Raw genomic sequence first — 13,468 nt, 5'->3', positions numbered from 1 at the left:
CATCCGGAACCGCCGATGCCGCGGGTCATGGTTGCTCACAGTCGCGCTGGGGCACGGCATCCCGAACCACCCGTTGGAGGGGCGTGCGCGGGCGCCGCGCCTTCCCTAGGCTCGGAGGATGACTGACGCACAACGCACCCCCACGCCGATCGACACGATCGCGGACGCGTGGGTCGACACCCTGGCGGAGAAGGACCCGACGCTCGCGACCTACATCGGCCGCTTCGAGCACAACGGCCGCTTCGGCGACTACAGCCCTGCAGGCGCAGAAGCCCTCGTGTCGGAGGCGCGCTCGACGAAGTCCGCGCTCGAGGCGGCCGAGGCGACCGACGCGATCGACACGGTCACCAAGATGGACCTCGTGCGCGAGCTCGACCTCATGATCGAGCAGCACGAGGCCAAGACCAACCTGCGCGACCTGAACGTCATCGCCTCGCCCGCGCAGGACATCCGCTCGACCTTCGACCTCATGCCCACCGCGACGGTCGACGACTGGTCGACGATCTCCGACCGCATGAAGGCGCTGCCGGCGGCCATCGACGGCTACGTCGCGACGCTGCGCCAAGGCATCGCCGAGGGCGTCGTTCCCGCGCGCCGCCAGGTGAGCGAGGTCGTGACCCAGATCGCTCGCTACACCTCCGACACCGGCTTCTTCGCCGAGTTCGTCGGAGACGCCGCCCCCGAAGAGGGGCAGCTGCCGGCCTCGCTCGCTCGCGACCTCGCCACGAACTCGAACGCGGCGCGGGTGGCCTACGACGGCCTCGCGTCGTTCCTGTCGAAAGAGCTCGCGCCGGCCGCGGGAGAGGTCGACGCCGTCGGTCGCGAGGTGTACGCCCTGCAGTCGCGCCACTTCCTCGGCGCGGAGGTCGACCTCGACGAGACGTACGAGTGGGGCGTCGAAGAACTCGCCCGCATGGTCGCCGAGCAGGAGGCCATCGCGAACGAGATCCTGCCGGGCTCCAGCGTGGAGGAGGCCGTGGCGTTCCTCGAGAAGGACGAGTCGCGCAAGCTCCGCGGCACCAAGGCTCTGCAGGAGTGGATGCAGCGCACGAGCGACAAGGCCGTCGAAGAGCTCGGCCGCACGCACTTCGACATCGCCGAGCCGATCCGCCACCTCGAGTGCATGATCGCCCCGACCAACGAGGGCGGCATCTACTACACCGGCCCCACCGACGACTTCTCGCGCCCGGGTCGCATGTGGTGGTCGGTGCCCGAGGGCGTCGACACGTTCGACACCTGGCGCGAGCTGACGACGGTCTACCACGAGGGCGTTCCGGGCCACCACCTGCAGATCGCCCAGGCCGTGCACAACCGCGCCGAGCTCAACTCGTGGCGCCGCCTGCTGGCCGGCACGAGCGGGCACGCCGAGGGCTGGGCACTGTACGCCGAGCGCCTGATGGAGCAGCTCGGCTACCTCGACGACCCGGCCGACCGCCTGGGTATGCTCGACGGCCAGCGCATGCGCGCCGCTCGCGTGGTGCTCGACATCGGCGTGCACCTGCAGAAGCCCCGTCTCGACGGCACCGGCACGTGGGACCACGACTACGCGCTCGCGTTCATGCTGAAGAACGTCAACATGAGCGAGGAGTTCGTGCGCTTCGAGGTCAACCGCTACCTCGGCTGGCCGGGACAGGCCCCGTCGTACAAGGTGGGCCAGCGCATCTGGGAGCAGGTGCGCGACGAGGAGCAGCAGCGCCGCGGCGCCGACTTCTCGATGAAGCAGTTCCACACGCGGGCGCTCGACATCGGCGGCGTGGGTCTCGACACGCTGCGCGCGGCTCTGGCCTCCGCCTGATCTCCCCGAGGGGCGTCGCTTCGGCGGCGCCCCTCGGCGATGCGGGGGAATACTCCGCCGTCGCGTAAAGTTCATTCATCCGAATGCAAGGAGATCCCATGGACGCCCGCCCCCTCGAGCTCGGACTCGACACCTTCGGAGACATCTCGCGCGGCCCCGACGGGTCGCTACTGTCGGACGCGCAGACCATCCGCAACGTCGTCGACCAGGCGGTGCTCGCCGACCAGGTGGGCCTGTCGTTCTTCGGGGTGGGGGAGCACCACCGTAAGGACTTCGCCGTCACCAGCCCCGAGATTGTGCTGGCCGCCGCGGCCGCCCGCACGAACAACATCCACCTCGGAAGCGCGGTGACCGTCCTGTCGAGCGACGACCCGGTGCGCGTGTACGAGCGGTTCGCGACGCTGGATGCCGTCTCGAACGGCCGCGCCGAGGTCATCCTCGGGCGCGGGTCGTTCATCGAGTCGTTCCCGCTGTTCGGCTACGACCTCGCCGACTACGAGCAGCTGTTCGAGGAGAAGCTCGAGCTGTTCTCGCACCTGCTCACCGAGAAGCCCGTCACCTGGTCGGGCCGCACGCGCGCCGCGCTGCAAAATGCCGATGTGTACCCCAAGACCGAGACGGGCCTGACCGCGTGGGTCGGGGTCGGCGGTTCTCCCGAGTCGGTGGTGCGCACGGCCCGCTACGGCTACGGTCTGGTCCTCGCGATCATCGGCGGGTCCGCCGCTCGGTTCCGCCCGTACGCCGACCTCTACCGTCGGTCGCTTCAGGAAGTCGGCAAGCCGCAGATGCCCATCTCGGTGCACTCGCCCGGCCACGTCGCCGAGACCGACGAGCAGGCCTGGGACGAGGCGTTCGAGGGCGTCGCCGAGCTGAACAACACGATCGGACGCGAGCGCGGCTGGCCCGAGTACAACCGCATGCGGTTCCAGCACGATGTCGGACCCGAGGGCTCGATGTACGTCGGCTCGCCCGAGACGGTCGCCCGGAAGATCGCTGCGACCGTACGGGCGCTGGGCAACTCCCGCTTCCAGATGAAGATCGCGAGCGGGTCGATCTCGCACGATCGCCTGATGTCGAGCATCGAACTCTACGGAACGCGCGTGCGCCCCCTCGTCGAGGAGATGCTCGCCGAAACCTCCACGCCGGTCGACGCTCCCGGCATCCGGTGACCACGACCACCGACACCATCCGGGTGTCCGAACGCCTCGACGCTCTGCCGTTCACCCGCCGCCACGGGCGGATCCTCGGCGGATCGGGCCTGGGGTGGGCTCTGGATGCCATGGACGTCGGCCTCATCTCGTTCGTCATCGCCGCTCTCAGCGTGCAGTGGCAGCTGGCGCCGACCGAGGCGTCGTGGATCGCGTCGGCGGGCTTCGCCGGCATGGCGATCGGAGCAAGCGTGGGAGGGCTGCTGGCAGACCGGTTCGGGCGCCGACACGTCTTCGCGCTGACGCTGCTGGTGTACGGCGTCGCCACCGGGGCGAGCGCGCTGGTGGGTGGTCTCGCAGCCCTGCTCGTCCTGCGCTTCGTCGTGGGTCTCGGGCTCGGGGCGGAGTTGCCGGTGGCATCGACCTACGTCAGCGAGTTCGCGCCCGCCCGCATGCGGGGTCGACTCATCGTGTTCCTCGAGGCGTTCTGGGCCGTCGGATGGACGGCCGCGGCGCTCATCGGCTACCTCGTGGTGCCGTCGTCCGCCGATGGCTGGCGATGGGCCTTCGCCCTCGGCGCCATTCCTGCCGTCTACGCGCTCATCGTGCGGTGGGGTCTTCCCGAGTCGCCGCGGTGGCTGGCGTCTCGCGGCCGCAACGCCGAGGCGATCGTCATCGTGCGCGATCTCGAGGCCGCAGCCGGTCGGATCGCACTCGAAGCGTCGACGGAGGGGGGCTCGGCATCCGCTCCCGCCGGCCGTCCCCGGGTCCGCGCCCTGTGGGCACCGGCACTGCGGGCACGCACGGCGAGCCTGTGGGTGCTGTGGTTCTGCGTGAACTTCTCGTACTACGGGGCGTTCATCTGGATTCCGACCATCCTCGTCGCGCAGGGCTACGACCTCGTGCGCTCGTTCGGCTTCACGCTCATCATCACGCTCGCGCAGCTGCCGGGGTACGCCGTCGCCGCGTGGCTCATCGAGGCCTGGGGCCGGCGCGCGACCCTCGCGACCTTCCTCGCCGGTTCCGCCGTCGCCGCGGTGCTGTTCGGCACGGCGACCGGAGAGGTGGCGGTCATCGCCGCCGGCATGGCCCTGTCGTTCTTCAATCTCGGCGCGTGGGGCGCCCTGTACGCCGCGACCCCCGAGACCTACCCGACCGCGCTGCGCGCGACGGGGTCGGGCTGGGCCGCGGGCGTCGGACGCATCGCCTCGATCCTGGCGCCCCTCGCCGTGCCTCCGCTGCTCGGCGTCGGGGGAGCGCCGCTGCTGTTCGTGGTGTTCGCGGCGTTCTTCGCCGTGGCTGTGGTCGCGGCGCTGTTCCTGCGCGAGCAGCGCGGGCGATCCCTGGCCTAGCCCCTCCGCGCGCCCGCGTAGGCTCGTGCCATGGCATCCGTCCGCTACGTCGCGATCGGCGACTCGTTCACCGAAGGCGTCGGCGATGAGCTGCCCGACGGCACCGTCCGAGGGTGGGCCGACCTCGCCGCACAGGGATGGGCGGATGCCGCGGGGGAGCCCATCGAATACGCGAACCTCGCGATCCGCGGCAAGCTCATCGAGCCCATCGTCGCTCAACAACTCGAGCCGGCGCTGGCGCTCAAGCCGACGCACCTGTCGTTCAACGGCGGCGGCAACGACATGCTGCGTCCGCGCACGGGCATCGACCGCATCGTCGACCTGTTCGACCACGTCGTGCGCCGGTGCGACGAAGAGGGGGTGCGTCTGATCGTGCTCTCGGGGGCGAACCCGTCGGCGGGGCTCCCGCTCGGCAAGCTCATCGAGGCGCGCGGCGACCGCCTGTCGCACGCCGTCGAGAAGCGTCTCGAAGCGCGCCCCGCCGTGCTCACCGCCTACAACTGGTTCGACCGCGAGCTGGCGGGCGGGGAGTTCTGGTCCGTCGACCGGCTGCACATGAACGCGCGCGGCCACCACCGCGTCGCCGCCCGGGTGATCGAGTCGGTCGGGCTCACACCGCCCGCCGAGTGGTGGCATCTGCGCGAGATCCCCGAGACCGAGCGGCTGAAGGGCACCGCCTACTACCGCGAGCACGTGGCACCGTGGGTGCGTCGCCGGCTCACCGGCACCTCGTCGGGCGACAACCGTCAGGCGAAGTTCGGCGGCGGCTGGGTGGAACTCACGCCGGGAGGCTGAGGGCGGTCGGAGCGACGCGGGTCGGGGACGTACCCGGCAGCGTGGACCATGGCCGATCTCTCGGCGTTTCCTTCTGGTCTCGGATTCCCCCCGACGGACACAGCTCTGTGAGACTGCTCGTTCTGATCAGGGCGCGCGACAGTCCGCCGTCAGCGAGAAATGCATGAGCCCGTCAAGGCTCGAGCGATCGCGGGCCGACAGGCGTACCACGCCGTTGTACCGCAGGTCTTCCTGCATGGCGCGGTCCCTCGAGTAGCCCTCGGCGCTCCACGCATCGAGGATCGCCGCGTACGAAGAGGTGTTGTCATCGGTGCGGACGGTCATATCGTGGCTGGTCGTTCCGTCACACGGCAGGTCGGATGCCGCCGGCGCGGTCACCGGTACTCCCTCGGCATCCGACATCGGCGTCCCTGCCGCTTCGATGGTCAGCTGCGCCATGCGCGCAATCTCATCGCGGGAGTCGGACACCGGAGCCGGCGCGGGGCCCTCGTCGACCGTGGCGACCGGGGAAGGGGATGCGGAAGGGCGAGCGGCTACCACTCCGCCGGCAAGGCCGCACCCGGTCTCATCGACCAGCCGTGGGAGGACGAAGGCCGGTTCGGTCGAGGTGCTGAGGCGCTCCCACGCGTTGTCGAACGTGTTCCAGATTCGGAGCGTGTCGCCGCTGGTCACGGCGATGTAGGACTGCTCCTGGAACGGCTTGTGCCCGTCGTCGACGGACGTGCTGCCGACGGAGGTGCCGATCACCCCCTCCACGCGGCGCACCTCGCCCGCGGCGAGGAAGAGGAAGCTGCGCTCGGTCACGACGTAACCTGTTTCGCATCCGTTCGCCACGATGGGGGTCACCGACTCGTCCGTGAGGGTGAAGCCGAAAGCGGCCACCACTGCCGCCGCCGCGACGATCGCCCGGAGCGGACCGAGCAGCACCCACCACCACCTGCGCGCGGGGACGGCGAAGACGATCACGCTCAGCGTCACTGTGGATGCCATGAGGCACGCAGCGACCAGCACGCCGCCCGTCCACGGCCCGACGACCACCTCGCGCCCGCCCGCACTGTCCACCGAGATGGGCATGACCACGAGGATCACCCCCGCGAACACCAGGTACGCCAGGCTCGCCACGACCGCTGTCCGGCGGCGCCCCGCGCTCACACCCCGCTCGGCGACCGGGGCCCCCACGTCCACTGTCACATCGCCACTCTGGCAGCGATCCCTGGACGCCCCCCGCACACCGCGCCCATGGGTTCGAGGAGCAGACTGAGCACATGACTCTCGCACTCGTCACCGGAACCACCAGCGGCATCGGCCTGCACACCGCCATCCAACTCGCGCAGCAGGGGGTGACGGTCATCGCCACGGTCCGCGACACCGCGCGCGCCGACGCCCTGCGCTCGGCGGCATCCGAGGCGGGTGTCGAGCTCGACATCCGGGCCTTGGACGTGACGGATGCCGCGGCATCCCGTGCCCTGATCGAGGCGGCTGGTCCGATCGACATCCTCGTGAACAACGCCGGACGTGGCGCTGTGGGCACCCTCGAGCAGATGAGCGACGAGGACCTGCAGGAGCAGTTGGAGACCAACTACCTCTCGGTCGCGCGCCTGACCCGTCTCGTCCTGCCCGGCATGCGCGAGCGGGGGAGCGGACGCATCGTCACGGTCACCAGCGTCGGGGGAGCGGTGGGCCAACCGTTCTCGGACGCGTACTGCGCCGCCAAGTTCGCCGTCGAGGGGCTCATGCAGTCGCTCGCCCCGGTCGTCGCCCCCTTCGGCATCGACGTGTCGATCGTCGAGCCCGCCGCCGTCGCGTCGTCGTTCGTCGACTCCGTCCACCGCGCCGCCCCCGGGCCCTACGCCGAGCAGCAGCAGGCGTACCTCGACCGCGCGGCGACCTCGTTCGCGTCCGCGCAATCTGCGGAGGATGCCGCGAAGACGGTCGTCGAGGCCTCGACGACGTCCGCGCCGCGCTTCCGCTGGCAGACCTCCGATGCGGCGACCCAGTTCGCCGGCCTGTCTCTGGCGGACCTCGACGGATCGCGAGTGCTGGGCATGACCTCCGGCTGGGTGCGGCGCGACTGAACCACGCCCGCGCCCCGGTTACCGTGGGATCCATGACGCGCGTGTGGCTGGATGCGATGGAGTGGGCGTGTTGCGGTGATCCGTTCAGCGTCGGCGACGACGTGGACTTCGTGATCGAACACCGGACGCCCTTCGACGGTTTCATCCGTCAGCTGGGTGTCGAGCTGGCCGCGACGGTGGACGCCTTCGAGGCACGGCATCCCCAGGGCTCCACCGACGATCGAGTGCTCGGACGGGTCACGCGCGTACAGATCGTCGTGCAGGAGACGATCGAGCGCTTCGCCCTCCGTCGACCCGGACACGGTGCCCCTCCCGATGCCGAGATACCCGCCGAAGGGGAACTCTGGCCGCTTTCGGGCCGGGACCTCGGGAACGGGTTCTTCATCGGCAACCGCCCCTCGCGGTGGATGCGGGTGTCCGCGCCCGTGCCGGAGGCGGTCGAGCTCGTGCCCAGCGACAGCGTCCCGGGGGAGCGGCCGGAATCGGACGATCGGGTCACGGAAGACGATCTCAACGGACCCGAGCCCTCCGAACGTCGTCTGCGGATCCGCAGAGGGTGGCTCGTCGACATCGAAGAGACGAACCTCTAGGACGGCTTCACCGAGGGCTCCCACGAGCACACGGCATCCATCAGCTCCTTCACCGTCGACCGACTGTCGAGACGCAGGACGGGCTTGCCGATCGTCGCCAACCACCGGTCGTGTTCGGCGCGACTGCGGCCGTCGAAGGCCGGGTCGTCGTACCCCTCGGCCCAGGTCTTGAACTCGTGCCAGGCGTCGTCGTCATGCGGCAGGCCCCCGCGTCGGACGACCTCGCGGGCTTCGAGGCGGCGGAGCCTCTCCGCAGGGTCGAGCGCGACGAAGACGATCGCGTCGCACTCCGCGACGACCGACTCTCCCCACCCGAGCATCGAGCCCGAGAGCACCCACGCGGGGCGGCCGACGAAGATCTCGCGCATCAGCGCCACACGTTCCGCGTCGCCTCTCTTCCGCGTGAACGGGGGAGTGGTCGGCATCCAGAAATAGTCGTCGGCGTCGGCATGCGGCACCGCCCAGTGCGCGGCCAACGCGTGGCCCAGCGTCGTCGTTCCGCTGCCGCTGCCACCCAGGATGTGGACGCGTGATGGACGCATCGTGCCCCTTTTCGTTCGAGCCGACGTGACGATCATCCATCAGAATCGTGTGCCCACCGCGTCGTCTCGGTGCGGAGAGCCGAGCGCTTCTCCGCACAGGCGGGGGAGCGGATGCCAAGTGGTTTCGGCAGCGCGAACCAGCGACGTCGTCACTTCTCGGTGGACGACGTTCCCGACTGCCCCGACCAGACGGCGCGCGCACCGCTGTCTCCGACCTGGACGGCCGACACGGTGGTGCCGACCGACACGCCGATGGCCACCACGGCGATGGCGATCGTCGACACGCGGGCGGCCGTCGAACGCGTGTCCCCGGAGGGCTTCCGGGCCCGCATCCGGAACCACACCCATTGCCCCGCGGCCACCACGAACAAGCCGATGGCCCAGGGGAGGAGCTGATCGCCGAGTTCCGTGTGGACCTCCAGCGCCGCGAATTCGGGGACCTGCCGCTCGAGGGCTTCGCCCGCCTCTTTCGCGAGGGGAACGAAAACGAGCGCCACCGCCGCCACCAGCGGAGTGAGCACACCGAGCTTTCGGCGAGCGGCGGGCCACACGCTGCCCACGATCACCATGCGAGCCGCGAGCGGGATGAGAACGACGACAGCATGAACCAGAAGAGACACCAGCAGAAGCCGGTCAACGACCCGCCGTCCGCGTTGGTGGGACGGAGAGGGCGCGGGGAGTGACGCCGGAACTAAAACTGACATAATGTGCATTATCGGCTCCGCCGCAATCACCCGAGACCACGGCCAACCGCAGGGCACCGACACACGGCGTCACCGGTCGCCGCACCAGAAGCTGAGCCCTCAAGACGACACCGCGTCAGTAGGGCCAACGCCGCGAGCCGCGGCACCGAACACGTCAGCGCCGCGTCAGGTTACCTTCGGCCCACTCGCCGAGCTGACCCAGGATCGGAACCAGGCGGCATCCGGCATCCGTCAGCGCGTACGTCACGGCGACCGGCGGCCCGGCGTCGACGCGGCGATCGACCAGGCCGGTGTCGGCGAGTTCGGTGAGGCGGTCCGACAGCATGGCGTCACTGATGCCGCCCACGGCTCGCCGCAGCCCCGAGAACGACAACTCCCCCTGGCCGAGCACGTCGAGGATCATGCCGTTCCACCGCTTACCGAGGACCGAGAACGCGTGCGAGACAGCAGCGTCGCACTGTCGCGCGTCGTGTTCTTCGGTCATGACCCCATCCTACGTGTGCTAGCTTTCCGAAAGCCACTTTGTTTTTCATAGTCACTCTGATCGGAGAAGCGCATGACCCTGTTCCGTCTCGATGCCAGCATCCTGCCCGCCACCTCTGCCAGCCGCGAGCTCGGCGACCTCGTCGAGGCCGAATGGCTCGCCGCGCACCCGTCGTCGACGGTCGTCCGCCGTGACGTCGCCGCCGACCCGATGCCCGCCACGGCCTGGCGCGACGCCGTGACGTCGGGCTTCGCCCCCGCCGATCAGCACACCGACGGTCAGCGCGAGGCCATCGCGCTGCGCACGCGCCTCGCCGACGAGCTGATCGACGCCGACGCCCTGCTCTTCACCGTTCCGCTGTACAACTACGGCGTCTCGCAGCACGTGAAGACCTGGTTCGACCTCGCGTACACCGACCCGCGCATCGACCCGCAGGGCACGGCGCTGCGCGGCAAGCCCGCCACGCTCGTCACCGTCCTCGGCGGCAACTACGAGCCCGGAAGCCCCAGGGAGGGCTGGGACCACTCGACCGGCTGGCTCCGCCGCGTCTTCGCAGACGTGTGGGGCCTCGACCTCACCGTCGTGCACCGCCCCTTCACGCTCGTCGGTGTGAATCCCGCGCTCGACGCCTTCGCCGACGTGGCGGCAGGACTGAAGACGGATGCCGAGCAGGCCGCCGTGACCGCCGGACGCACCCTCGCCGCGTCCCGCGCCTGACGCCCGCAACACCCGACTCGCCCGCCACGGACCGCACAGGCGAACCGTGGCGGGCAAATCCGGTCACACCCGGGGTTCGAACACCTCTGCCAGGAACGCCTTCATCGCGGCCCAACTGCGCCGCTCGGCGGTCGCCTGGAACTGCGCGCCCTGCTCGGGGGCATCGGCATCCGGAAGCGTGAAGGCGTGCATCGCATTCGCGTACGACACCAGCTGCCAGTCGACCGACGGCGCCGTGCGCAGGTCGTTCTCGAACGCGAGCATCGCGTCATCCGGCGCGACGGGGTCGGCGGCGCCGTGCAGCACGAGCAGCTTGGCGGTGATCCGCTCCACCTCGCCCTCGGGCCCGGTGAGCAGCCCGCCGTGGAAGCTGACGACCGCGTCGACGTCGGCGCCCGTGCGGGCGAGCTCGAGCACCGACGAGCCGCCGAAGCAGTATCCGATCGCACCGGTCCGGTCGGCGTCGACCGACGGCTGCTCGCGCAGGTACGCGAAGGCCTCGGTCAGGCGCTTCCTCCACAGCGGGCGATCCTGGTAGAAGCCGCCGGCCACACCGGCCGCGTCCTCGGGCGCCGGGCGCACGTCGGCGCCGTAGACGTCCGCCGCGAAGGCCGTGTAGCCGAGGCGGGCGAGCATGTCGCAGCGCATGCGCACGTAGTCGGTCACGCCGAGCCAGTCGTGCACGACCATGATCCCCGGGTGACGCCCCTCCCCCGCCGGGTGCGCCAGGTATCCGCGGTAGGCGACGCCGTCGGCTTCGTAGTCGACGTCACCCGATTCGATCCCGGATGCCGGAAGGGGTTCGCGATCGAGGATCTCGGTGAGGTTCGGGGCGTAGGTGTTCATTCCCGCGACGGTAGACCTCGCGCCTAAGGACCAGCCGGGTCTTGTGGACGAGGTGCCGATGCCTGGCGGCCTACACTCGGCCCTGACGGCGACCGCCGTCGACCTCGGCCGGAGAGGAGCGCCAGGTGCGCGAACGGGTGATGGATCTCGTGTTCCTCATCGGCGTCGCCCTGAAGGGCCTCGACGGCCTGGTCGAACTCGTCGGTGCGATCGTGCTGCTCGTCACGACCCCCGGCCAGCTCCTGCACGTCGCCCAGCGGCTCACGGCTCACGAGCTGGCGCGGGAGCCGAACGACTTCCTCGCGAACGCGCTGCTGCACAGCATCAAACAGCTCGGGTCGGGCACGGTCGTCTTCCTCGCCGTGTACCTCCTGCTGCACGGCGTCGTGAAGCTCGCGATCGTCATCGCCCTGATGCTCGGCACCCGACGGGTGTACCCGTGGGCGATCGCCGCGATCGGCGCCTTCCTCGTCTACCAGGTGTACGAACTGTTCGTCTCACCGAGCATCGGTCTCGTACTGCTGACGGTGTTCGACCTGATCATCCTGCTGCTCACCTGCCGCGAGTGGCGACGCGGCCGACCCCTGCGCCAGACCTGGCATTCGACGCTGGATTGGGTCCTGCGCCGGCCGCAGCCGCAGCACTGACCTCTCCCCCAAAGCCCGCGTCAGCGGCGGCACGCGAAGAACAGTCGCGGTGCCTCGTCGTCGACGGGACGATCGCGGCCGCCGCTCACCTCGACCCGGGTGAATCCCGCGTCCGTCAGCATGCGGCGGACGTCGGTCAACGCGGCACCGTACTCGGCGATCGTCTCGTCGATCGGATCGTGGTCGCCCTCGATGCGCACGTGCCAGTCGTAGCGGTCGTCGCCCTCGTCGCTGATCGCGATCGTGACCGTCGCTCCCCCGGCGACCGTCGTCTCGGACCGCCCCGCGCCGTCGCGCAGGCGCCCGAGCGTGTTCATGTCGAAGAGGAAGATCCCGTCGGCTTCGAGATGACCGGATGCCACGGCGAACACCCGCGGCCAGTCCGAGACCGGCACGTGGTTGACGGTGTCGTAGACGCACGCGACGACATCGAACCGACGATCCAGGGCGACGTCGCGAATGTCCGCCTCGATCAGGGCGGCATCCACCCCCTTGATCCGGGCGATCTCGAGCATGTCGGGTGACACGTCGATGCCGACCTTCGCCCACGCGGCGGGTAGGAGGTCGAGCACGGCCCCGGTGCCGCACCCGAGCTCGAGGATCGACTCCACCTCGCGCCCGAGCTCGGCGGTGCGTCTCTCGAACGGTTCGGGGGTCCCGCCCTGCAGGACGTCGTAGAAGCGCGCGAATCCGGAGTACATGCGGCTCATCCCATCACGGCGTCACGGAGCGAGCCAAGCGTCCCGCTACGCTCGAACCGATGACTCCCCCGTGCGCCCCTCTCCCCCGGTCCGGCGCGTGAGCGGCGTCTTCACCGGCTTCGCGGTCGTCGGTCTCGCGGTCGTGGTGGGCTACACCATCGCCCACATCGATCTGCTCGGGCCGCACGCGCGCCCCGTGCTGAGCCGCCTGACGTTCTTCGTCCTGTCGCCGTTCCTGCTTTTCACGGTGCTCGCGAAGGCCGACGTCGCCACGCTGTTCTCGGCGCTGCTGCCCGTGTCGATGATCACGGCGGCGGTCGTCATCGGGGTCTACGCCCTGATTTCGGCGCTGATCCTGCGCCGCAGCGTGGGCGAGACGGTGATCGGCGCGCTGTCGGCCGGCCAGGTGAACAGCAACAACATCGGCATCCCGATCTCGCTCTACATGCTCGGGAACGCGGCGTACTCGGCTCCGGTGATCCTGTTCCAGTTGCTGGTCCTCATGCCGATCGCCCTCTCGATCCTGGATGCCGCCACCTCGGGCTCGCGCAACGTCGGGCGTATCCTGTTGCAGACGGCGAAGAACCCGATGCTCATTGGTTCCGCCCTGGGTGTGCTGGTCGCGCTCCTCGACATCGATCTGCCGCCGATCGTCTTCGATCCCCTGCAGTTGATCGCCGGCGCGTGCGTTCCCGTGCTGCTGATGTCGTACGGCATGTCGCTGTACGGCCAGCGCGTGCTGACCGAGCCGGGTCGCCGCGTCGACGTGGTGATCGCCTCGGCCCTGAAGCTCGTGGTGATGCCCGCGCTGGCGTGGCTCGTGGCGACGCTCTTCGCGCTGCCCGCCGACCAGGTGTTCGTCGTCGTGGTGCTCGCGGCGCTCCCGACGGCACAGAACGTCTTCAACTTCGCGCAGCGGTACGAGGTGGGTGAGATCCTGTCGCGCGACGTGGTCTTCATCTCGACGCTCGGGTGCCTGCCGGTGCTGTTCACCGTCGCGCTGTTGCTGGAGCACTCCCCCGCGTGAGGGTCCTCGCGCGCGGTGAACCGTCGGGTCTAGGGTGAGAGTCGT

At 69.8% G+C, this 13,468-nt stretch carries 15 protein-coding genes; 9 read left to right on the top strand and 6 right to left on the bottom strand.

Annotated elements, in window-relative coordinates; translation table 11 throughout:
* Positions 1-118: 118 nt before the first annotated feature.
* The 4 genes from OVA26_RS09450 (at position 119) to OVA26_RS09435 (ending at position 5,090) form a co-directional block, all read left to right on the top strand.
* Entirely contained in the window at positions 119-1,795 is a 1,677-nt protein-coding gene (locus OVA26_RS09450) for a DUF885 domain-containing protein (RefSeq protein WP_268103946.1), read from the top strand.
* A 98-nt stretch (positions 1,796-1,893) separates the two neighbouring features.
* Positions 1,894-2,964, top strand: coding sequence for an LLM class flavin-dependent oxidoreductase (locus OVA26_RS09445; protein ID WP_268103945.1), 1,071 nt, complete (start codon positions 1,894-1,896; stop codon positions 2,962-2,964).
* Positions 2,961-4,295 (top strand): MFS transporter, encoded by a 1,335-nt coding sequence (locus OVA26_RS09440; RefSeq protein WP_268103944.1) that lies wholly within the window; start codon positions 2,961-2,963, stop codon positions 4,293-4,295. The genes OVA26_RS09445 and OVA26_RS09440 overlap by 4 nt, the downstream gene beginning before the upstream one ends.
* Before the next feature lie 30 nt (positions 4,296-4,325).
* Positions 4,326-5,090 (top strand): SGNH/GDSL hydrolase family protein, encoded by a 765-nt coding sequence (locus OVA26_RS09435; protein WP_268103943.1) that lies wholly within the window; start codon positions 4,326-4,328, stop codon positions 5,088-5,090.
* Between the two features lie 126 nt (positions 5,091-5,216).
* Here the strand turns inward: OVA26_RS09435 and OVA26_RS09430 are convergent, their stop codons facing one another.
* A complete protein-coding gene (locus OVA26_RS09430) occupies positions 5,217-6,281 on the bottom strand; it encodes a hypothetical protein (RefSeq protein WP_268103942.1) in 1,065 nt (354 codons plus the stop codon).
* Between the two features lie 74 nt (positions 6,282-6,355).
* Between OVA26_RS09430 and OVA26_RS09425 the strand changes: the two genes are divergently transcribed.
* Both OVA26_RS09425 and OVA26_RS09420 read left to right on the top strand, forming a co-directional pair.
* Complete coding sequence (locus tag OVA26_RS09425) at positions 6,356-7,165, top strand: SDR family oxidoreductase (RefSeq protein ID WP_056231870.1); 810 nt, start codon at positions 6,356-6,358, stop codon at positions 7,163-7,165.
* A gap of 32 nt (positions 7,166-7,197) precedes the next feature.
* Positions 7,198-7,755 carry a DUF6578 domain-containing protein gene (locus OVA26_RS09420; protein ID WP_268103941.1) on the top strand — a complete coding sequence of 186 codons (558 nt, stop codon included), beginning with the start codon at positions 7,198-7,200 and terminating at the stop codon, positions 7,753-7,755.
* Here the strand turns inward: OVA26_RS09420 and OVA26_RS09415 are convergent.
* The 3 genes from OVA26_RS09415 to OVA26_RS09405 all read right to left on the bottom strand — a co-directional run bounded on the left by OVA26_RS09415 (position 7,752) and on the right by OVA26_RS09405 (position 9,485).
* The gene (locus tag OVA26_RS09415) at positions 7,752-8,297 is read right to left on the bottom strand and encodes a hypothetical protein (RefSeq protein WP_268103940.1); all 546 of its coding nucleotides are present in this window, start codon (positions 8,295-8,297) and stop codon (positions 7,752-7,754) included. The two genes, OVA26_RS09420 and OVA26_RS09415, sit on opposite strands and share 4 nt — an antisense overlap.
* 149 nt (positions 8,298-8,446) lie before the next feature.
* Positions 8,447-8,917, bottom strand: a complete 471-nt coding sequence (locus tag OVA26_RS09410; RefSeq protein WP_268103939.1) for a DUF2231 domain-containing protein — start codon at positions 8,915-8,917, stop codon at positions 8,447-8,449.
* A gap of 238 nt (positions 8,918-9,155) precedes the next feature.
* Positions 9,156-9,485: a winged helix-turn-helix transcriptional regulator gene (locus OVA26_RS09405; protein ID WP_268103938.1), complete on the bottom strand. Its 330-nt coding sequence runs from the start codon at positions 9,483-9,485 to the stop codon at positions 9,156-9,158.
* Positions 9,486-9,557: 72 nt separating this feature from the next.
* On the opposite strand from OVA26_RS09405, the gene OVA26_RS09400 reads away from it, so the two are divergent.
* Positions 9,558-10,202 (top strand): FMN-dependent NADH-azoreductase, encoded by a 645-nt coding sequence (locus OVA26_RS09400; protein WP_268103937.1) that lies wholly within the window; start codon positions 9,558-9,560, stop codon positions 10,200-10,202.
* Between the two features lie 63 nt (positions 10,203-10,265).
* On the opposite strand, the gene OVA26_RS09395 is transcribed toward OVA26_RS09400, so the two are convergent.
* The gene (locus OVA26_RS09395; RefSeq protein ID WP_268103936.1) at positions 10,266-11,048 is read right to left on the bottom strand and encodes a dienelactone hydrolase family protein; all 783 of its coding nucleotides are present in this window, start codon (positions 11,046-11,048) and stop codon (positions 10,266-10,268) included.
* A 125-nt stretch (positions 11,049-11,173) separates the two neighbouring features.
* Here OVA26_RS09395 and OVA26_RS09390 point away from each other — a divergent pair, with 125 nt between their 5' ends.
* The gene (locus OVA26_RS09390) at positions 11,174-11,695 is read left to right on the top strand and encodes a DUF2127 domain-containing protein (protein ID WP_268103935.1); all 522 of its coding nucleotides are present in this window, start codon (positions 11,174-11,176) and stop codon (positions 11,693-11,695) included.
* 20 nt (positions 11,696-11,715) lie between these two features.
* Here OVA26_RS09390 and OVA26_RS09385 read toward each other — a convergent pair whose 3' ends face one another.
* Complete coding sequence (locus OVA26_RS09385) at positions 11,716-12,405, bottom strand: class I SAM-dependent DNA methyltransferase (protein ID WP_268103934.1); 690 nt, start codon at positions 12,403-12,405, stop codon at positions 11,716-11,718.
* Between the two features lie 88 nt (positions 12,406-12,493).
* Here OVA26_RS09385 and OVA26_RS09380 point away from each other — a divergent pair, with 88 nt between their 5' ends.
* Positions 12,494-13,423, top strand: coding sequence for an AEC family transporter (locus tag OVA26_RS09380; protein ID WP_268103933.1), 930 nt, complete (start codon positions 12,494-12,496; stop codon positions 13,421-13,423).
* Positions 13,424-13,468: the final 45 nt, after the last annotated feature.

Source organism: Microbacterium sp. SL62, from assembly GCF_026672635.1.
GTDB lineage: Bacteria > Actinomycetota > Actinomycetes > Actinomycetales > Microbacteriaceae > Microbacterium > Microbacterium testaceum_A.
The sequence above is the reverse complement of the archived record's forward strand: the minus strand, read 5'-3'. Positions and strand labels throughout refer to the sequence as shown.

What these genes read in the sequence shown, in the direction of transcription:
- OVA26_RS09395 (WP_268103936.1), bottom strand. Translation starts at nt 11,048, where the DNA reads ATGAACACCTACGCCCCGAACCTCACCGAGATCCTCGATCGCGAACCC.
- OVA26_RS09400 (WP_268103937.1), top strand. Translation starts at nt 9,558, where the DNA reads ATGACCCTGTTCCGTCTCGATGCCAGCATCCTGCCCGCCACCTCTGCC.
- OVA26_RS09425 (WP_056231870.1), top strand. Translation starts at nt 6,356, where the DNA reads ATGACTCTCGCACTCGTCACCGGAACCACCAGCGGCATCGGCCTGCAC.
- OVA26_RS09415 (WP_268103940.1), bottom strand. Translation starts at nt 8,297, where the DNA reads ATGCGTCCATCACGCGTCCACATCCTGGGTGGCAGCGGCAGCGGAACG.
- OVA26_RS09405 (WP_268103938.1), bottom strand. Translation starts at nt 9,485, where the DNA reads ATGACCGAAGAACACGACGCGCGACAGTGCGACGCTGCTGTCTCGCAC.
- OVA26_RS09435 (WP_268103943.1), top strand. Translation starts at nt 4,326, where the DNA reads ATGGCATCCGTCCGCTACGTCGCGATCGGCGACTCGTTCACCGAAGGC.
- OVA26_RS09420 (WP_268103941.1), top strand. Translation starts at nt 7,198, where the DNA reads ATGACGCGCGTGTGGCTGGATGCGATGGAGTGGGCGTGTTGCGGTGAT.
- OVA26_RS09450 (WP_268103946.1), top strand. Translation starts at nt 119, where the DNA reads ATGACTGACGCACAACGCACCCCCACGCCGATCGACACGATCGCGGAC.
- OVA26_RS09385 (WP_268103934.1), bottom strand. Translation starts at nt 12,405, where the DNA reads ATGAGCCGCATGTACTCCGGATTCGCGCGCTTCTACGACGTCCTGCAG.
- OVA26_RS09445 (WP_268103945.1), top strand. Translation starts at nt 1,894, where the DNA reads ATGGACGCCCGCCCCCTCGAGCTCGGACTCGACACCTTCGGAGACATC.